This is a genomic window from Fictibacillus gelatini DSM 15865, assembly GCF_000430745.1.
Classification (GTDB): domain Bacteria; phylum Bacillota; class Bacilli; order Bacillales; family Fictibacillaceae; genus Fictibacillus_A; species Fictibacillus_A gelatini.
This window is the reverse complement of sequence record NZ_AUMP01000032.1, coordinates 19,390-36,700: the sequence shown is the minus strand read 5'-3', so window position 1 is coordinate 36,700 and position 17,311 is coordinate 19,390. Positions and strand designations below refer to the sequence as shown.

General features: G+C 40.8%; 24 protein-coding genes. All 24 read right to left on the bottom strand.

Annotated elements, in window-relative coordinates; genetic code table 11:
- Positions 1-8: 8 nt before the first annotated feature.
- A complete protein-coding gene (locus H538_RS0114455; protein ID WP_026678218.1) occupies positions 9-584 on the bottom strand; it encodes a LysM peptidoglycan-binding domain-containing protein in 576 nt (191 codons plus the stop codon).
- A complete protein-coding gene (locus tag H538_RS0114450; RefSeq protein ID WP_026678217.1) occupies positions 584-4,828 on the bottom strand; it encodes a transglycosylase SLT domain-containing protein in 4,245 nt (1,414 codons plus the stop codon). The genes H538_RS0114455 and H538_RS0114450 overlap by 1 nt, the downstream gene beginning before the upstream one ends.
- A gap of 203 nt (positions 4,829-5,031) precedes the next feature.
- Positions 5,032-5,382 (bottom strand): hypothetical protein, encoded by a 351-nt coding sequence (locus H538_RS0114440; protein WP_245595242.1) that lies wholly within the window; start codon positions 5,380-5,382, stop codon positions 5,032-5,034.
- A 5-nt stretch (positions 5,383-5,387) separates the two neighbouring features.
- Entirely contained in the window at positions 5,388-5,783 is a 396-nt protein-coding gene (locus H538_RS0114435; protein ID WP_026678215.1) for a phage structural protein, read from the bottom strand.
- A 12-nt stretch (positions 5,784-5,795) separates the two neighbouring features.
- The gene (locus tag H538_RS0114430; RefSeq protein ID WP_026678214.1) at positions 5,796-6,803 is read right to left on the bottom strand and encodes a DUF3383 family protein; all 1,008 of its coding nucleotides are present in this window, start codon (positions 6,801-6,803) and stop codon (positions 5,796-5,798) included.
- Between the two features lies 1 nt (position 6,804).
- Positions 6,805-7,281, bottom strand: a complete 477-nt coding sequence (locus tag H538_RS25125) for a phage neck terminator protein (protein WP_051291495.1) — start codon at positions 7,279-7,281, stop codon at positions 6,805-6,807.
- The gene (locus H538_RS23970) at positions 7,262-7,618 is read right to left on the bottom strand and encodes a hypothetical protein (RefSeq protein WP_035350974.1); all 357 of its coding nucleotides are present in this window, start codon (positions 7,616-7,618) and stop codon (positions 7,262-7,264) included. The genes H538_RS25125 and H538_RS23970 overlap by 20 nt, the downstream gene beginning before the upstream one ends.
- Before the next feature lie 10 nt (positions 7,619-7,628).
- Positions 7,629-8,240, bottom strand: coding sequence for a hypothetical protein (locus H538_RS0114415; protein ID WP_035350970.1), 612 nt, complete (start codon positions 8,238-8,240; stop codon positions 7,629-7,631).
- Positions 8,237-8,557: a phage head-tail connector protein gene (locus H538_RS0114410; protein ID WP_026678212.1), complete on the bottom strand. Its 321-nt coding sequence runs from the start codon at positions 8,555-8,557 to the stop codon at positions 8,237-8,239. The genes H538_RS0114415 and H538_RS0114410 overlap by 4 nt, the downstream gene beginning before the upstream one ends.
- Before the next feature lie 5 nt (positions 8,558-8,562).
- On the bottom strand, positions 8,563-8,721 hold the full coding sequence (locus H538_RS26165) for a hypothetical protein (RefSeq protein WP_154657988.1): 159 nt from the start codon (positions 8,719-8,721) through the stop codon (positions 8,563-8,565).
- Positions 8,714-9,658 carry a phage minor head protein gene (locus H538_RS0114400; protein WP_026678211.1) on the bottom strand — a complete coding sequence of 315 codons (945 nt, stop codon included), beginning with the start codon at positions 9,656-9,658 and terminating at the stop codon, positions 8,714-8,716. Before H538_RS0114400 ends, H538_RS26165 begins: the two co-directional genes overlap by 8 nt.
- Positions 9,642-9,791: a DUF7302 family protein gene (locus H538_RS26160; protein ID WP_154657987.1), complete on the bottom strand. Its 150-nt coding sequence runs from the start codon at positions 9,789-9,791 to the stop codon at positions 9,642-9,644. The genes H538_RS0114400 and H538_RS26160 overlap by 17 nt, the downstream gene beginning before the upstream one ends.
- A gap of 56 nt (positions 9,792-9,847) precedes the next feature.
- Positions 9,848-10,702, bottom strand: a complete 855-nt coding sequence (locus H538_RS0114390) for a phage major capsid protein (protein ID WP_026678210.1) — start codon at positions 10,700-10,702, stop codon at positions 9,848-9,850.
- Positions 10,703-10,716: 14 nt separating this feature from the next.
- A complete protein-coding gene (locus H538_RS0114385; RefSeq protein WP_035350968.1) occupies positions 10,717-11,421 on the bottom strand; it encodes a DUF4355 domain-containing protein in 705 nt (234 codons plus the stop codon).
- Between the two features lie 133 nt (positions 11,422-11,554).
- The gene (locus H538_RS23965) at positions 11,555-12,982 is read right to left on the bottom strand and encodes a phage portal protein (protein ID WP_211235571.1); all 1,428 of its coding nucleotides are present in this window, start codon (positions 12,980-12,982) and stop codon (positions 11,555-11,557) included.
- Positions 12,983-12,993: 11 nt separating this feature from the next.
- Positions 12,994-14,259 carry a PBSX family phage terminase large subunit gene (locus tag H538_RS0114375; RefSeq protein WP_051291494.1) on the bottom strand — a complete coding sequence of 422 codons (1,266 nt, stop codon included), beginning with the start codon at positions 14,257-14,259 and terminating at the stop codon, positions 12,994-12,996.
- Positions 14,237-14,752, bottom strand: coding sequence for a terminase small subunit (locus H538_RS0114370; protein ID WP_026678207.1), 516 nt, complete (start codon positions 14,750-14,752; stop codon positions 14,237-14,239). The genes H538_RS0114375 and H538_RS0114370 overlap by 23 nt, the downstream gene beginning before the upstream one ends.
- Before the next feature lie 81 nt (positions 14,753-14,833).
- On the bottom strand, positions 14,834-15,094 hold the full coding sequence (locus H538_RS0114365) for a YjcQ family protein (protein WP_281172192.1): 261 nt from the start codon (positions 15,092-15,094) through the stop codon (positions 14,834-14,836).
- A 66-nt stretch (positions 15,095-15,160) separates the two neighbouring features.
- On the bottom strand, positions 15,161-15,382 hold the full coding sequence (locus H538_RS0114360) for a hypothetical protein (RefSeq protein WP_026678205.1): 222 nt from the start codon (positions 15,380-15,382) through the stop codon (positions 15,161-15,163).
- A gap of 74 nt (positions 15,383-15,456) precedes the next feature.
- Positions 15,457-15,720 (bottom strand): hypothetical protein, encoded by a 264-nt coding sequence (locus tag H538_RS0114355; protein ID WP_026678204.1) that lies wholly within the window; start codon positions 15,718-15,720, stop codon positions 15,457-15,459.
- A gap of 60 nt (positions 15,721-15,780) precedes the next feature.
- Complete coding sequence (locus H538_RS0114350) at positions 15,781-16,074, bottom strand: hypothetical protein (RefSeq protein WP_026678203.1); 294 nt, start codon at positions 16,072-16,074, stop codon at positions 15,781-15,783.
- A 194-nt stretch (positions 16,075-16,268) separates the two neighbouring features.
- Positions 16,269-16,718: an ArpU family phage packaging/lysis transcriptional regulator gene (locus H538_RS0114345; protein WP_026678202.1), complete on the bottom strand. Its 450-nt coding sequence runs from the start codon at positions 16,716-16,718 to the stop codon at positions 16,269-16,271.
- 19 nt (positions 16,719-16,737) lie between these two features.
- Positions 16,738-16,920 carry a hypothetical protein gene (locus tag H538_RS0114340; RefSeq protein ID WP_026678201.1) on the bottom strand — a complete coding sequence of 61 codons (183 nt, stop codon included), beginning with the start codon at positions 16,918-16,920 and terminating at the stop codon, positions 16,738-16,740.
- Positions 16,921-17,053: 133 nt separating this feature from the next.
- The gene (locus H538_RS25120; protein WP_245595241.1) at positions 17,054-17,230 is read right to left on the bottom strand and encodes a DUF3954 domain-containing protein; all 177 of its coding nucleotides are present in this window, start codon (positions 17,228-17,230) and stop codon (positions 17,054-17,056) included.
- Positions 17,231-17,311 lie beyond the last annotated feature (81 nt).

Below are 17,311 nucleotides of genomic sequence, written 5' to 3'. Positions count from 1 at the left end.
TTCGCCTCCTATTTAACTCTTAATTTAACGCCGATCGGGATGCGTCTATCAGGGTACTTATTATATTTTCTTAAAGTAGAAATAGGAGTCCCATATTTTTTGGACAGTCCCCAATACGTATCACCAGATCTTGTCTTGTGATAAACAGCAGAAGTTTTTTTCTTCGGTGTCGGTTTCTTCTTACCACTGTTCGATTTTGGCTTACGCTGTGGCTTTTGCTTTTTCGGCGCTTTTTTCCAGGGTGTTTTGACAAGACGGACAAACTGCAATTTTATTGAAACCGCACTACCGTTGGCAGTTTCAGCCGTCCGATTATCGTCAATACTTAATATGATCACATTTTGAGCGATCGTCCGACCTGTGTATGAAAGAATTTCCCCTTTGCGCATCGAGTCCCTTAAATACTGTAGCCGTGTCCTATAATCTGAACCTAAAATGTAACCATTCAAGGAAATGGTCTGTGCATTTTGTTGTACATGATCAGTAAAAGGCTCACCTTTTTCTACTGGATAAGAGGTGGCATCGACGGAGTTCCCTATGGATTCATCGGTGATTAATAGATTTATTTTTCCTAGTTTCGCCATTACCGAACCACCTCTATGTCATAAATGCTTATGAGCTTTTTCCATTGTTCATCTAGTGCCTCTTGAACTGCTTTTTTAACATCAACACGACTATCACTAGCACCTGAAATCTCGATATTAATAGTAGGGTTATAGTTTATTGTTGGACGGGAACCTCCGGAAGGAACAGGAGAACCAACTGAAGGGGAATAATTGCTTCCCCCTTTATTGGGCGAATAACCCAACTCCGAATTCGCCTGTTCCAAAAGTCCGAGTGCTCGTTTCCTTTTGCTCGGCTGCGTCGGGATAATGAACTCTTTCCAACCGTTTTCGGCAAGCGTAGCCCATTGTGGTTTTGTTGCGATGCCTCCATTGGCATAACCTCGATAAGGTCCTCCATGAGCCATCGACCGAATACCAGGCGTATTAAAGACGGTTCCGTAACGAGCTTTTATATACCTGATTGCGGCAACTGCATTATGAACCGGGTTCCATATGTCATTCATACCCGGCAGCTTGTATGCCTCGAAAGTCGGCGGAATGGTTTGCATCAAACCGCGAGAAGCAATACCGCGCTTGGCGTTAATGTCCCATCCGTTGTATGCACGTGGATTTCCTCCAGATTCCTTCATGGCAATGGTAACAAGTGGAGAAAACCACGAATCGGGTACGCCGGTCGCTGCCATTGCCGCCCGGATCCATTGCGCGACATTTCCAGATGGTTTGCTACCGCTGAACATACCGCCGAGACTATCCATCTGTTTCTTAACAAAATCAATTGCTCCGCTTTTTACAAAATTAATGGCACCTTTTCCAATACCACCAAACACACCAGGAACATCGGGTGGCTTTATGCCTAAACTACTAAATATCTTTTTCACAAGTTTTCCTGGATTGGACATATACGACCAGACATCAAGTGCAAGGTCTTTTGTTTTATTAACAGCAGCACTGCCTACATTTTTCGCACTGTTATAAGCACTAACCGATGTATCTTTGATCCAGTTTCCAACCGCCCTTAGTCCGTTGCCGATAACATTCCCAGATTTATAGGCAGGGAACAACCCGTTTAATGCTTGCAAGGTTTGTTTTCCGGAAAGAACCTGGGTTCCTTTTGGCAGATTCATCAGCGTATCTGTAGCAGGAGATAACCCTATTTGACCTTTCGGTGTTCTGAAAAGTTCATGTTGGCCACCGTCACCTAAAATTGCGGGACCTCCCGGATGGTATCCGGTACCTCTTGCATAGCCAGGAATGTCAAGCTTCGGAATAAGATGATTTTTGACACCTAACGGTTTTAGGACCATGTTATTGATCCCATCTTGAGTAATTTTATTTACGATATTTTCAAGGCCGCCGGCAAGCTTACTTCCTAACGCTTTCACCCCGTTCAAGGCCTTTCCAGCCATGCTTTTAATCCCGTCACCGATCTTTCCGGGCAAAGCTTTAGCAGCATCAACAATATTCTTAAATGTCGAGCTTACCTTGTCTTTAATCCCCGTAAAAATAGAGGCAGTAAAAGTTTTCGCCGTATTCCAACCCGATTTAATAAATTGAACGGCCATATCTAATCCTGTTTTTATTACAGTCTTTATGATGCCCCATGCGCTTTTAAGAATATTTTTAACTGCTGTCCATGCCCCCGACCAGTCGCCTTTTAACACCGAGGTAAACAAACGAATAACGTTCGTTACTATATTCAAGGCATTTTTTATGATCGACATAATCGACGGGAAAACAATTTGGACAATTTTTAAAATAAACCGTATTGCTGGGATTAAAAACGTATTGATTACTTGCACGACTACTCTTAAAAGTGCGGCAATGATCGGTATAACCATTTGGATAATTTGTAGTATAACTGGAAATACCTGTTGAACAGCTTTAAGTATTGCTGGAATAAGTGTTATTGCAATTCTAGTGATAATTGGGATAATTGCAGAAAACAGATCAATCACTACTGGCATTATGGTTTGGATAACGGTCAAAACCACGGGTAACACCGTTTGGACCGCCTTTAAAAACAACGGTATAACAGTCATTGCAATTCTAGATATTACTGGAACTAGTGTTTGGATGAGCGAAATAACTACAGGCAGCACGGACTTTACAACCTGTAACACCATCGGCAGAATTTGAGAAAATGCATGAGATAACATCGGTAAAACAGTTTGCACTATCTGAATTACCGCGCTCATTATAGTAGATTGAACCTTCATCCACGCTTGAATAAGCTGACCAATCAATGGGACAACTTGTGGTATAAAACTTGCAAAGGACTGTGCCAATTGCCCAATTAAAGGAGCGACAGTAGCCACGGTTTCAGAAAACATTCCACCCATTGTACTAAATAGATCCTTCAACGCTTTACCTAACTCTACGAAAGTCGGTTTTAACGACACAAAACTTTGAGCAATTATTTGTCCAGTTTTCTGGAATTCTGGCCCTAATTCTGTTGCCATTTGCGAGAAGGATTGAGCAAACACATCAATGATCGGTTTTATAGCTGAAAAAACAGATGCTAAAAAACTCTTTATTCCCGACCAAATTGAAACGAATGTATTCCGCACACTTTCATTTGTCTTAGATAAACGGTAGAGAAAACCTATTAAGCTAACAATTCCAGTGATTACAAAACTAATTGGTCCAGTTACTCCTAAAAGACTTAAGCTAATTCCTGTTATTGTTGGAGCTATTAACGATACAATACCGCCAAGGCTCGAAAAACCCGTTTTTAACTGATTAATAAAGCCCTTAGTAATACCGCCGACTTTTTCTGACAATCCTTTTCCGATAAAATCAGCAATCTTGGTTCCGATTACGGAAAAGAAAGCAGCTGTTTTCTCTACAGCAACTTGAAAACCGTATACTATCGATCGTCCCATCTCACTAATTTCGTTTACAATAGTAATTCTAAGGTTGTGTGTGGATTCTAAGGCATTATTCCACATTGCAGAGGTGACTTTGCTGATTGCATCAACCGCTATTAGTACTGTGTTTTTGACCACAGACCATGTTTTACTAACAACATTACGCAAGGTTTCGAAGTGCTTCCATAACAAATAAATAACAGTAACTAACCCAACTATTGAAGCGGAAACCAGAAGAACAGTTCCCATCATAGCACCTAGTCCGGTTACCAACGGGCCAATTAGCATCCAAACGCTCGCAAATGCCGCCTTCATGCCAGCGAATAATCCAATCCCTACTGCGAGTGGAGCTAAGAGTAAAGTTACAGCCGGTATTAAAAGGAGAAATCCTTGAATTATTTTCGCTAAAACCGGATGCGCCTCATTAAATTTAATCGTTAAATCTGCAATGTATTTGATAAATTTAAAGACAGGTACCATTACTGATGCGAAAACATCAACCATCGGCTGAAAAGCCTTTCTCATGCTTTCCTGCATTTGATCGAATGCTTTCGCGTAACCAGGCACACTGTCACGAGCCGCTTTGTGTAAACCGTGATAAAACATGGCTCCTGCGGCAAGAGCAGCAATCGCGACCATTTGATAACGCATTGTCCCTTGATTTATCATCCGCTGCATATCGAGCAATTCTTTCATTTTTGCGTTTGGGCCTAACAAACGTAGAGCCAAAGCTGCTGCATTCCCGTTACGTGCCATTCGTTCAAGACCACTGGTAACGGCTAACAAAGGCTTATTAACTTTTAACAAAGAGCTTCCAATCCGATCATAACTTGATGCGATTTTATCGGACTGTCCACTCATGGCCGACATAGTGGCGACCGTTTGAATGAGACTCTGACGGGTAGAAAGATTGTTGTTGATCATCTGATCAGAAATCTTTTTGTGCTGTTTCCCAAGTCTTTGGATCTCAGCCATAAAATCATCAGTAGTACTGGTGTAATGACCCATTTGGGACCCGAGCTTTCGCATATCATTTTTGACAAGCAATAAATCTTTCCTATGCTTCATCAATTCGTTGTGATTCTTAATTAGTGATTTCCTCATCTCGTCGCTCATACTGGACCAATCTGCGGCCAGATGTGCTGCACTCATACCGGATGTTCGCGCTAATTTACGAATCAAATCACTTTGACGGCTTACCTGCTTATTAAAAGCCTGGGACTCCTTGATCATTCCTTGTGTAGCAGATTTAAAGGTGGAAGCCATTTTATTTACTTCACTTCCGACCCCCATTGCTTGACGTTTAAATTGATTGATTTCACGGTTAACGTTCATTAAAGGAGAAGTATCCGTATACAGTCCGATATCGACCGTAAGATTGCGGAGCTGTTCCATTGATTCCCTCCTTTCTTTCTTATTTTTTCTTCATGGCTTTTTCTTCTTGTTCCGCCTTAATGTCCATAGCAATATTGGCTTTCATTAATTGTCGTTTTGACATACGTGTGGCTTCGGTATAAGAAATAACTTTGTGAACAATCGGGCGCCAAAACCACCACTCGTTTTTTACTTCCGCCCGAAGCCTCGCCGGGTCATCCGAACTATTTTCCTGTTCTAAGAAAGCTCATAGTTTCTTTGAAAACCTCTTCAAAACCATCGTGCTCATCGAAATATTCCCAACTTACTTTTGGATCAACGATAACGTGTTTAAATAATTCTTCCGCTAGTTTTTCGTTTGAAGGGACACCGTTTTCCGTCATGATTCTGTCCTGAATTCTGATAAATTCTCGTGTACCAGGATGTTGTAAAACATATTCTTGTCCCTCTACAGTGATCGTTTTTTGTGTTCCAATTTTAGGCATTTTAAAAACCTCTCCTTTTATATGCAGATATAAAGAAGCAGCCCGATTGGACTGCCTCGTATGATTGTTTTTCTTTTTAGAAAGAGCCATCTATATCACTCTTCGGTATAGTCAAAAACTTGGAACTCAAATTCCCGGGAACTCGCCTCATCAGAAAACTCCTTTCCTGGAGACTTCTTGATCCGCGCTTGCGTTCCGCCGGCCTTTTCCTTCTGAACCCCGTCATTGTAATTCACCCAGATTGGAAACGGCTTTTTCGTTTTTGCCTTTTGCATCAAATAAGAATATGAAGGTGATGTTTGCGAAAGCGTGATTGTAATAGTGCCCAGAGGATTGTTTGTTTCAGAAACAATGACTTCCCCCATAGCGCTGACTTTTGTTTGAAAGGACTCTTCATCTTTTTCAGCTTTAATAAAAGTACCGTCATCAAAGCCGGTAATGTATCGGCCATCAACGGTTACAGTGGCGTATTTCGCATCATAAGTAGCCATGCCTTACCCTCCCTAAATCAAAATTTGACCTGTAATATTGGCACTGTGAATAGCGCCGGCCAATTGAAAAGAAAAAGACAACCCGTTGTATACACGGCTTGCCCTATCCCCTGCAGGAACGTCATTTCGTGATTTTGCGGTAACTGTATATAATGGATTTCCATCATTATCTGCAGCAATGATTCCGTTAGTGAAGGCCTGCTTAAGTGTAGTCGTTGCAGCTCCTTCAACCAGGCTAATACCACGGCCATCATACGGTACCTTTGGATTGTTCGAAAAGACTGCCTGTATTTCGTTTTCCATATTGACTTTGATCCAGTCCTTGCCGTGCATGACGTCAATGTATTCCCGACTGGCGACCTGTCCTTCGCTCGTTTGCGGTCTTCCCGATTTTGTTACATAAACAATTGCACCGTCCGTATGGATTGTAGCAAGCTCTGACGCGCTAACGTTGAGTGGAGTAATTCCATTAAGCTTTTTAAATTTCCATGTGATGGAGCCGACAGGCTGACTACCTAATTCACCCACTAACGCCGCGTCTGGATGTTCTGTATCGATTGTATGATAAAAAACAACGGTCCGGTCATAAGCCTTTTGTTTGAATCCGTTTCGATCTGCTGCAGTTGAGACCTTAGCGACAAACATTTTGAAATTTTGACTTTGAACAAAATCAGCAACCGCAAGCTGCTCGGTTACGGTAGCATCTGCAGTTAATACAAAAAACCAATCATAATCGTAATATTTATCGAGCACCTTAACAGGGCTGTTATCGGTGGTTCCAGCCGTATCATAAGTAGCGATAGCAATTTCTTGCGGACGATGTTCCTGGGCAAAAATCGCTTGTGCTTTCTTAAAAGTGTTCGTTGTGTCTGGAAAGTCGACCTTTACAGCATCCAAATCGCTGTAGTTTTTAATAGTACTTGTCCCGGTCTTTTTGGCAAGAATAAGTGGTTTGCCAAGGCCGACTAAACCAGCGGGCTTTACCAGGTCAATTGTGACCTTAACATCTTGTAAAGGCATTCTACATACCTCCTATATTAATAGTTTCAATGGTTTCGGTTATTTGGCGAACCTGTTCATCGGTCGCCCGGAAAATGACGTCGAAACCATGTTTGTATTCGTAGTTATCGATTAAAAAAGTAGTGCGGTTTTCAATGTTTCCGACACTAACAACTGCCATATTCCTGTCCTGGATAAATTCTTGGCCCAAAAATAAAAACCACTGATGCACCTTGTGAGCAAGGTCAATCGTGGTTTCGTTGTCAACAGCAAAAATATTAAACGATATAGTAAACTTGTATTGCTCCGTTCGTTTTTCAGTTCCGTTGGGAGATTGCATTATTGATCCCTTCCCCCGATCTTTGACAAAAGGGGAAGTAATATTATAAACCCCGTACGGCAACAGCGGTTGCGGGGCAGTCATATTGGCTTTGACAATCTGTAGACCAGTGTCCTTCTTAATTTGGGCAATAATCTCTTTAATTGCCGGCAGATTCATTTCCCGCCCACCTCGCATAATAAATAAAGACATCCGCATAATCACTGTAGTCCTTAAAATTCTGAATCGTGTACGGGATGCCTTTGTATTCGATTTTTTGTCCGATTTTTAACGGTTGTGTCGTGTAAATCTTCCGGTCCTTTTCGGAATAAGTGCCGGCTTCAGCGTACCTTAGGTCGTCTTCGGAAAGAGGAAGGATGATTCCGACCATGTTAACAGAAACTTTGCTGCCCGGGATCCAGTCGCCGTTATCCGCCCAGCGCCCTTCTGATTCCTCACATGCAACAAAAGGAACTTGAAATTCCTCTACAAAATCGGCAAATTCGAATGGTTTCATTCAACCACCTCTATTCCACTTGATGGCGAATTGAGCCTACTAAATGTCCTGTATCCATTAACGGATTTGATGAACCTTTTACAGCTTGTGTAGCAGCACTATTCGGCGGCTCTGAGATCGAACGTAATTTCTTCTGAATCAGCTCAGCAAATTCCATGCCAATCATATTAGCGAAAACATCTGGATCGATTCCGCCAGAAATTACATCCTCGATCATCGACTCTATTTTTTTTGAAATATAGTCAATGTTTTCGTCATATCCGGAGCGTAAAAAAGACCGTTCCGGAATAGTGACGGACTTTAAGAGAACGAAAAGAACCTCGAAATCATTCTTGCCTTTCGGAATGGCCAAAACATTAGTGCCTGCCGGGCGGAACAAATCAGGGAAATCGGATGCTCTTTTTCCTTTTGCCTTTGGGCTGACAGGAACGGTCAAGAACTGGCTGTTTTTTGGGCGGATCGTCGTTCCAAACTCATGAACCCGGGCAATCATCACCATTTCAGAATCATCGGATCCGAACACACCAACCCTGATTCGCTTTTTGTTGAGCCTTTCCAGATTCCGAGTGAGTTGGTCCATATTGTTGGTATCTTTTATGGTCACGCCGGTTTTTCTTCTCATAGGAACCGAACCTTTCGATATGGCTTTAAAAGCCGGTGAACCTCGTTCATTGTGCCGCCTTCAAAAAAGGACTTGCTCATATCGCCGAGCGACTGGGAAGCGACATTGCTGTTTTCCTGGTATGCTTTCACAAGCTTCGTGATGGACTGCTTTACACCAGAAGGAAGAACCATATTTCCATTCTCATCTAAAAAATCCTGGCGACAAAACGTTTTGGTGTAGTCGATGGCATCTTCTAAAGCAACGGATAAAAAGGCATCTTGGGAAGTATCAGACAAAGATATTTTAAGCCGCGTTTTCAGTTCATCTAGTTCCATTGATTTCACCTCTCGCATTCAAGTCCGAGATTAGGCATCATTTTTTCAAGATATTCCTCTCTAATTGAAAAAGGAATACGTTCATCTTTTAAGATTTCTATGAGACCGCCAACAAGATTTTTGAATATGTCCAAATCCTGTACGTTAATACTCATCTTAGCCATTTTTCAGCCTCTCTTTCTTCCAATCTTCAAACGTCATACTTTCAAGTTCCTTGGAATCGGGCTTCGTGACCTTTTCTACGGAATAAGTAAGGAAGCACCGGCAGTTGATATCCTCGCTAGCTATCCCAAACTTCCCCGGAGCCGGGCCCTCTCCGAGTTTACCCTTGAAATTCTGCTCAACTGGAATCTTTTTGCCGTTCAGCATGCGATGATCGGCACTACCTTTAGCATCCTTCTTTCCAATACCACGTCCGGGCCGAACACGCTCATCCTGCATGGAGTTCCATTCCTTCATCATGATTACGCCGTTCTTGTTAGCGTGAATCGCCGAATCCAGTTTTCCGTTTTCTTTTACCCGGTGAGCCTCAGTCCTGACGATTCTCATTGCTTTAACGGCATCATCTTCCAGAGCGCCTTTGAGACGTGTAGCCATAGTTTTATAGCTTTCGCCTTTGACAAGTCCCTGTGTAATTTCCTGCCTTATTGTATAAACAATCAAGGAGCGATTCCTTTCGAGACGTTCGCTCAATGTTAATCCGGAAATCGGATTTTCGATCATGGCCATGATCATGTCAGCGGAAACGGCAGAATAGGCAAGTTTGCTGAGAGTGTCGGTCTCAACCGCCCAGGCTGTAAGATAATAACCGTCTAAATAGCTCTCACCTAAGACATCATAAATAAGCGATTTTAGCTGTTTGTATCGAGAACCTAACAACCTATCGATCTGCTCCATAAACTTCGTCAGGCGGTCGTATTTCGCCATTTCAGCATAGGTTAAAACGCCGCCTGTTTCGTACTTCTCATAAAGTTTCGCAAGGGCCTGCCGGATCTCATTAAGCGTGACAGCATATTGCATTGCGATAGTACGTTCAGAACCCTTTACTCTTTTATTGACAAGCCTTTCAATTACTTCGGCAGATTTATTTAGATTTTTCATCTACATCACTTTTCTTTTTGGACGCTGCTTTTGGTGCCTCTACTTCCTCGTAATAGTCTTGTTTTAATAAACGTTTACCATGTTCTTCATCTACCAGCCAGACATGACCAGTCTCCGTGTTTTTAACCCACATATCTCTACACCTCCTCATAAATAAAAATAAAAAGAGGGCTAATTTTACCCTCTGGATTATGCCGGACGTTTCGCGCTCAATACCGCTAATGCTTCTGGCCGCACAACCTTCGCTCCATAGAGATGGAGGCCTTTTAACGCATCAGCAAAGCGCTTTTCAGGGCGATATGCTTCGACCTGGTTAATTTGTTCTGCATAAGACCAGGCAATGTTATGACCTGCAATAATTTTAAAGTTTTCGTTCGCACCGGTTACTTTAGGCACGTTGTTTGATTTCAGTACGTTAAAGCCAGCTGCACGACCGATCTGACCATTTAATAGGCGGGTGTCGGATGGGAGGTTTCCAGCTTTTACGAATCGATCATCTTTCAACATTAGTCCTTCATACCAAGGAGGAACGATAACGAATCGGCCTTCTTCAGGTACATTGGCCTCATCTAATTTCACGGACAAATCAACAAGATATTCGTAAGCATCCGTTTTTGCTGGCTGAACAGGAGTCGTGTCATCCCCGATCTTGTTAAGAGCGTCAACATAAAGACTTGCGATATATTTATCAGCAGCATTCCTGAGAGCATAAGCTGCGTTTTGCATAGCTTGACTCATTACTTTTGGATTTTGTTGAGCCGCATCAATATCATCAACTTGGAAGTTGAAATACTTAGATTGTGTGATTTGAAGCGTTCGAGTTGAATCAGTCAACGTTTCAGGATCACTCATATTCGTATTTTTTGTGTAATCTCCGATTGTGACATCACCGACTGTATTAATTTTTACGGTGTCGCCCGCGTTACGGATAAGGCCTTCATAATCCCTATTGATAATATTTTCTTGACCATAAACGAGTGACTTTTGTAAAGCTTGTAATAAACGGGCGCTCCAAATCGTAGGGATAAAATTTGTTAATGGCATATTAGTTCATCCTCCTATTGTTTCCCTTGCAGGAATTTTTCAATTTGCTCCCAGTTTTTATTGATTTCTTCTGGGGTCATCTTTTCAATTGCTTCTTTCGTTAATGGCTGTCCTGGCGGTGATGGGGGGTTCGGATTGCGGCCACCCTCTTTAAATTTCGATTCCACAGCCTGTTGAACAGCAGCGGAAAACACTTCTTCAAACATGGCAAGATTTTGAACGGTGGAGTCCTCATCTTGACCGATAAAAAAGTCTACAAGTTTTGTAGGCAACTGTTTTTCTGTAGCCACAGATAACGCTTTGTTACGCAACGATTCGCGTACTTTTTCCTGTTGAATCTTCTCTAATTGCTGTTGCATCTCTCTGATCTGTTTTTGTTCGGGTGTTTCCGGCGGAAAACGCTTTGCAATCTCTTCCTCCAATTTTTTTGGAAGAGTCTTTGTTTCGTAAGTTTTAATAGCATCTGTAACACGAGAGTCCGTAAGGGATTGCAACCATTTCTTTGCATCCTGATTCTCGTTGACAAAAGCCTGTACAACGTCAAGAGTCAAAGTATTATTCTGTGGACTTGGCGGCTCTGGCGGTGTTGGATTACCTCCTCCTGTCGGCGGATTCCCCCCACCTCCATTTCCTTGTTCTGAAAAATATTGAAGATTTAAAGGAAAACGGTATTTCGGTTTAAATAAATTCGGAATATGGTTTAAATAATTTTTGAGCATTAGAATTTCCTCCTTGCCCTCTACAGTTGCAAGATCAGCCCCTGTAAAGTTCAATAATGGTTTTCGTTCTGTTCTTTAACGCCTACAGAGCGAAAAAAAAGGCAATAAAAAAAGCCCCTCAATGAGTTGCTTACTATTTCTGAATCGAATCGCCTTTGACAATACCCTCGACCGGTATCATTTCTTGACGTTCTTCAGGAATTTGCATTAATTTTTTCTTCGTTTCATCAATCGATTCATCAAAATAATCAAGATCAATACTGTCTTCGCGTTCCTGTCGCATCAAATCAAGCTCGTAATCAACGTCATCAATATACGGGATCTGTGAAAACAATGTGCGATCCGAGTGAATCCCCTTCATCTTTTGTGAATAGTCTCCAATATAAAGTAAGTCAATTGGCACGTTACGCTTGAACTCCCAAAAAATATCGAGATAATTCAAAGGGATATTTTTGCGGGCCCAAGCACTGCACAATACTTTGAATTGTTGGCGAAGGCCTTTACTAAACTTGAGCGCCTTTTTGCCGGCTTTGTTCTCAAGAGAAAGCATCTTCCACTTTCTACTCTCACCAGACTGGCTGCCACCACTAAATTTTTCATCAGTCATATCAACAGAAGATGAAAACTTATGGATATTCTCATTAAGTGTCTTTTTGTTGTTCTCGACGAATGTATCGTTGATATTTTTGGTAATGAAATCAACATCACCATTCTCATCTACTTCGAAAGCCCCGGTTTGTTTTGCATTTTCAATCACTTCTGCATCCACGTCAGCACCCTTGAATTTCATATAAGCATTTGCAAACGTTTCAATTTCGTTTACGGAATCGCTCATAATCTTGTCATAGGCATCAATCAGTGTTTCGGTCTTTTCGAAGTCCCCTTTTTCCTCATCATTGTTAGGAAAAAGAATTAAAGGGACATAGTTAAACAAATGCGAAGAGTGCTTCTCACTCACATCCGGAATGAACTCATCGTCGCGTTGAATGAAAAACATTACATTGCTATCGTCATACCATTCGACCTTAGTAATGTCCTCATCCTTTTCATTTTTAACAGTGTAATATCGAATTGCATTGGTGACGACCCCCTTGTTTTCGATAAAGACGGATTCCCATGGAAAGACGTTCATGATTCGTTCGTTTCCATCCGTATCGATATACAAAAGGCGAGAGGCATAACCACAAATACTCATGAGCTTTCCAAGTTCACCGTCCAGGTCATCGACTGCATTTAACACAGTGAAATCGGACAGCTTGTCTTTAAAAACTTTAAATTGAGCATCAGTGTAATCGCGTTTATCAATCTGATAGCCAATGGGCTTTCCAAAAAGATAGCCAACAACCTGGTCAATGATGTAGCCGCGGTAATCATGGATTAATTTATTATTTGGTTTTTTCGGATCCTTAATGACCCGGCTTTGAATAGGGATTCCCTCACCATCGTAACGATTAAATAAACCAATCATCTTGTCACGATGCGGCTTATGCCAATCGAGAACTTTTTTTATAATGGCGGGAAGAGATCCCTTTACTTCTAACTGTATAGTCGATCGTTTCAAATTTTCACCTCCTAGTAAAGTGATGGAACAGCGCGGGCTTTTTTCTTTCTGGATAATGATTGCATTCCATATCGGAGGGCATCCATCAAATGGTTGAATTCGTCAATTGGCTTGTTGAGTGTATTGCCTTCTCTGTCTTTGTCATAGACGTAATTATTTATTTCCTCGATAAAATGAACGCAACGAGGATGGATAATAATTTTGTAGTTTTGAATTAACTGAATACCATGCATCACGCTGTCTTTTCCTTTTTCACAGCCCTTGATACGTCTAAGACCCAAACGTTTTAACTCATCGATTGACTTCGGCTCTGCCGAATCGGCGATAATCGGGCTTTTCTCATATCCTTTTTTAGCCAACCGGTTATAAATCATTTGGTTACTCAATCCTTTTTCGTAAAGCTCATCAAAGATATAAATTTCTTTTTCTTTTTGATCAACAGCAAAAGCGACAAAGGCCGTCGGATCATGAACATATCCAAAGTCCAAGCCGTAACCGGTTGTTTGAACCTGTTGAATAATTGTTTCATGGTCGAATTCCCTAACCTCAAAGTTTTCATAAACAAGCCCTTCTGCAATTCCCCACTCTCCATCACAAACAATACGAGCGCGGCGAGGATTTGTTTTATATAGACTGGTATATCGTTTCCTGTCCTGGTCATCTAACCATTCATTAACGCGGAAAGTAGTTGTAATAGCAAAAGTGTCGTCCTCTTGTGTTTCAACATCAAAAAAAACACGCTTCAACCAGTGGCGCTCAGACCAAGGGTTAAACGTGATTGTTACTTGCTTAAAAAAATCAGGATCATCAAATGAACCACGGATGGATTCAACGACAGTCCTGAATTTATCTTCCGATTCAATTTCATATGCTTCTTCAAACCATAACCAGCAAAGGATACCGACTTCAACAGTAATGGACGTAATTTTAAGTGGATCATCAAGTCCGCGGAAAATAATTTTCTGGCCAGTTGGTATATAAGTGAGTTCCGGTAGGCTTTCATTTGTTTTCCACAAATGAGAAACGCCTAATTTATTTATTGCCCATTTTAGATCGGTATAGGTAGATTGCCTCAACGTATTAGAAAAACGGCGAACAACAAGAAGATTCGCCCACGGGTGTTTCATCATCCGATAAATAAAGTTTAAAGCTGTGGTTTTGGACTTTTTGGAACCACGGGACCCCTTAACAACTCGGTAGAAGTTCTTGTTATGCCAGAAACGATTATACCCGCCGCCGATCAGCTTACGAATATTAATCTTCTTCCGGGACATCATCAACGAACACCGGCACTGTAAATTCTACTTGTTGTTTTTCTGTCCACATTCCAAGATGTTTTCCGAGCAGTTCAAGGGCTTTTATTTTGTCATTTAACTTTACCTTTTTAGTTTTCTTTTCGATCTCGGTACCGTTCGGCAAAATGGTGTTATTAACGGTTTCTGATACTTCGGAAAGAACGGAACCATCAACATCTTCAGAATTAATAATGGAAACGCCGAATTCATTCCAATTAACGTAATCCTTGAGATCGGCAAAAGCAATCTTCGCTAATTGTTCGATAACCCGGTCTTGTGATACTCCAGTCCTTTTAGATCGTTCAGCCATAGCCCTGGCAACAGCCTCCGAAACTGTAGTTTTCTGTAGGAGTTGATACCCAATCTCAGAAGCCCGCTTAACACTATAGCCAGCCCGTATTGCCGCCTGCGTAGCGTTCAAATCAATTAAATATTCTTCTACAAATCGTTGTTGCTTAGCCGTTAGTTTAGCCACTACACATCACCCACCTCCAGTATTTATGTTTGTTTGGTGCAAAAGAAAAACACCCAAATTTGGGTGTTTAATATGAAAGAGCTATAATTTCATCCAGTCTCTTATTTCTTTTAATCCATTATATGTTTTTGATAGCTTACTGTTATCAGATAAATATTTTTCGCCTTTTTCTGTTACATACACTGTTCCTTCAAATAAACAAGGTCTATTATCGGCATAAAAAATTCCATCCAAATAGCCCTCTCTTTTCAAAAAGCTGATAGCTTCATCAAAAACATCTGAATCAACATCGAAATCATTTTCCGTTAAATTGTTATTTCCGTTATCTATTTCTTTTAAGATTGCATACCTTAATTTTTTCTTATTAATTTTTATCCCCCCCGCATCACAAAATGTGAAGCTTGTCCTTTAATGAGCACTTTCTATAAAAATTTGTTTGTACGAAAAATAAAAACTCCCCAAAAGTATTATAGTCGAAATAATATTTGCGATGGTCTTTGGTACTTTTAACATATTTAAAATCAAAAAACAAATCCCATATGCCATTACAGGAATAGCAACTAAAGCAAATATTTTACTGGCTAAACTGCCAAACAACTCACTCATTTTTTCAATTATTTCTTTTGGCATAAAAATCCTCCTTTTCTCTTTTATCGGAAAAAAGAGAGGATAAATTTATAAAAAGATAACTTATAGGATGACTTTTAAACCTTCATAATTTCAAATATCCGAGTCTTATTGTTTGGGATCATATGTGACTTATAACTATTTTCCGCTTGCTTATGAATGAAATTTTCTTTGATATCAACAATTTTGTATTTATTAGATCTATCATCATAACTTAAATGAACAGAATCACTTAATATCATGACATTTTTATTTTCAATCATAAACAAATATATCTCCCGAGAAGTATATTCACAATTTAACTCTAAATCCTGTGGAACTTCATCTTCATAATATGACAATTCAATCCCCCCTTCCACCTACACCATTCGGCAAAAAAGAGGAAAAATCCTGCAAATGGATTAAAGTATTTCCCTATTTAAAATCACATACTCAACCCGTCTGATGTCATAATTAGTCGGCGAGAACCTTTCTTCATACGAAAACTTTTTACGATTCATGCGTTCATTCCACTCAATCCATTTATGAAATGCTTCTTTGCTGTCTTCAGCCTGGACTATGTATTCCATGTTGTCATGAGTAATGATGAAAAAATCTTTTTCGCTTTCACACGAATCGCAAATAGGCGGTTCATCATCATCCATTACAAGAATGTCAGTAGGATGAAATTGGACACCACATTTTATACATTTCATAAATTAATCCCCCTTTTCGACATACATTTTTCGCCAAAAAGAGAGAAAATTCCTTCTAAATAATTACAAATTTTATGAAGAAAAACACCCATCTATTCGATGAGTGCCAGTGTGTTTACGATACAATATTGATACTATCATAATAACATCAAAAATGCGGAATAACCTGCCAACGTTCTGCTTTTTTTCTGCCATTATGCTGCCGGTTCTGGTTCCTCCATTACTTCAATGCGTAAAATAAACGCGAGCTTGTAAAATGCTCGGCCCTTCACGCGATAATATTTCCTTTCGCTCATCCCGAGCTCGCTATAAACCTCATAATCAAAAATATCCTCATGGGTCATATAACGCCTAATGATTATTGCTCGTTCTTGATACGAAAGTCGATTAACAGCCTTTCGAATTCTTTCAATATACTCTTTGCGGTATCGTTCCTGATCCACATTTGTAATGGCCGCATCTTCAGTAGAAGAATGGAAACCGTTATTTGAAGGAGGAACTAATGAAAAGGTTTGCGTAACTTTGGGTAATCGTTCCTCCGGCTCCATTAGAACATAGAGGCGGTACTTTTCAAGTGCCGCAGCAACAGCATCCTTAGTTGCTTCGCGGTCGATTTTTGGTAGTTGAAAAGAAAGTTGAGTCATTTTAGTTCCTCCTATCATTTTATTTCTGGCGAATAGCGCCCCCGCGCCTTTCGTATACCGGGCGATGGACACCCATAAGGTCTAATATATCTCGATATTTTAATTTCTCTCCAGACGGCTTCTGTGGCTGTTTCTTGTGTTTCTTTTTCTGCGGCATGTTCTGCCTACGCCACTCCTTCAATTGATCCCTCAATGTTTTCACGTCAACACCCCCTGCGATGAGGCCAGCTACACGAATATGTATAGTGACCCCCTAATATATCAGCAAAATAAAAAGGACACGAAGGAGGACATCTTTTGTGTCCTCTTTTCGTGCCCCGATTGTTTCGGTAGCATCATTTTTTTGTATATGAAATTTCGTAATGGGTTGGCTTGCCGTTTTGCCATGTAATAATCTGTTTGCCGAACCCGATCCCTGGCTTGTCCACTTTATCCAATTTGCCATCTATAACGCGATAGACTGCATTTTCCATCAAATCTATTTCCGCTGTCATCATTTTTTCTTTATTCACCGGTAACGCCCCCATGCTATAATGGAATTGGAGAGAGCCGGGGCAACCGGCTTTTTTTGTTTATACTCGGTTAATTTTGTT

Bases quoted from the DNA above. Each gene is read 5' to 3' on its own strand.
- H538_RS0114455 (WP_026678218.1), bottom strand. From the start codon at position 584: ATGGCGAAACTAGGAAAAATAAATCTATTAATCACCGATGAATCCATA.
- H538_RS0114450 (WP_026678217.1), bottom strand. From the start codon at position 4,828: ATGGAACAGCTCCGCAATCTTACGGTCGATATCGGACTGTATACGGAT.
- H538_RS0114440 (WP_245595242.1), bottom strand. From the start codon at position 5,382: ATGGCTCTTTCTAAAAAGAAAAACAATCATACGAGGCAGTCCAATCGG.
- H538_RS0114435 (WP_026678215.1), bottom strand. From the start codon at position 5,783: ATGGCTACTTATGATGCGAAATACGCCACTGTAACCGTTGATGGCCGA.
- H538_RS0114430 (WP_026678214.1), bottom strand. From the start codon at position 6,803: ATGCCTTTACAAGATGTTAAGGTCACAATTGACCTGGTAAAGCCCGCT.
- H538_RS25125 (WP_051291495.1), bottom strand. From the start codon at position 7,281: ATGAATCTGCCGGCAATTAAAGAGATTATTGCCCAAATTAAGAAGGAC.
- H538_RS23970 (WP_035350974.1), bottom strand. From the start codon at position 7,618: ATGAAACCATTCGAATTTGCCGATTTTGTAGAGGAATTTCAAGTTCCT.
- H538_RS0114415 (WP_035350970.1), bottom strand. From the start codon at position 8,240: ATGAGAAGAAAAACCGGCGTGACCATAAAAGATACCAACAATATGGAC.
- H538_RS0114410 (WP_026678212.1), bottom strand. From the start codon at position 8,557: ATGGAACTAGATGAACTGAAAACGCGGCTTAAAATATCTTTGTCTGAT.
- H538_RS26165 (WP_154657988.1), bottom strand. From the start codon at position 8,721: ATGGCTAAGATGAGTATTAACGTACAGGATTTGGACATATTCAAAAAT.
- H538_RS0114400 (WP_026678211.1), bottom strand. From the start codon at position 9,658: ATGAAAAATCTAAATAAATCTGCCGAAGTAATTGAAAGGCTTGTCAAT.
- H538_RS26160 (WP_154657987.1), bottom strand. From the start codon at position 9,791: ATGTGGGTTAAAAACACGGAGACTGGTCATGTCTGGCTGGTAGATGAA.
- H538_RS0114390 (WP_026678210.1), bottom strand. From the start codon at position 10,702: ATGCCATTAACAAATTTTATCCCTACGATTTGGAGCGCCCGTTTATTA.
- H538_RS0114385 (WP_035350968.1), bottom strand. From the start codon at position 11,421: ATGCTCAAAAATTATTTAAACCATATTCCGAATTTATTTAAACCGAAA.
- H538_RS0114375 (WP_051291494.1), bottom strand. From the start codon at position 14,259: ATGATGTCCCGGAAGAAGATTAATATTCGTAAGCTGATCGGCGGCGGG.
- H538_RS0114360 (WP_026678205.1), bottom strand. From the start codon at position 15,382: ATGCCAAAAGAAATAATTGAAAAAATGAGTGAGTTGTTTGGCAGTTTA.
- H538_RS0114350 (WP_026678203.1), bottom strand. From the start codon at position 16,074: ATGAAATGTATAAAATGTGGTGTCCAATTTCATCCTACTGACATTCTT.
- H538_RS0114345 (WP_026678202.1), bottom strand. From the start codon at position 16,718: ATGACTCAACTTTCTTTTCAACTACCAAAAATCGACCGCGAAGCAACT.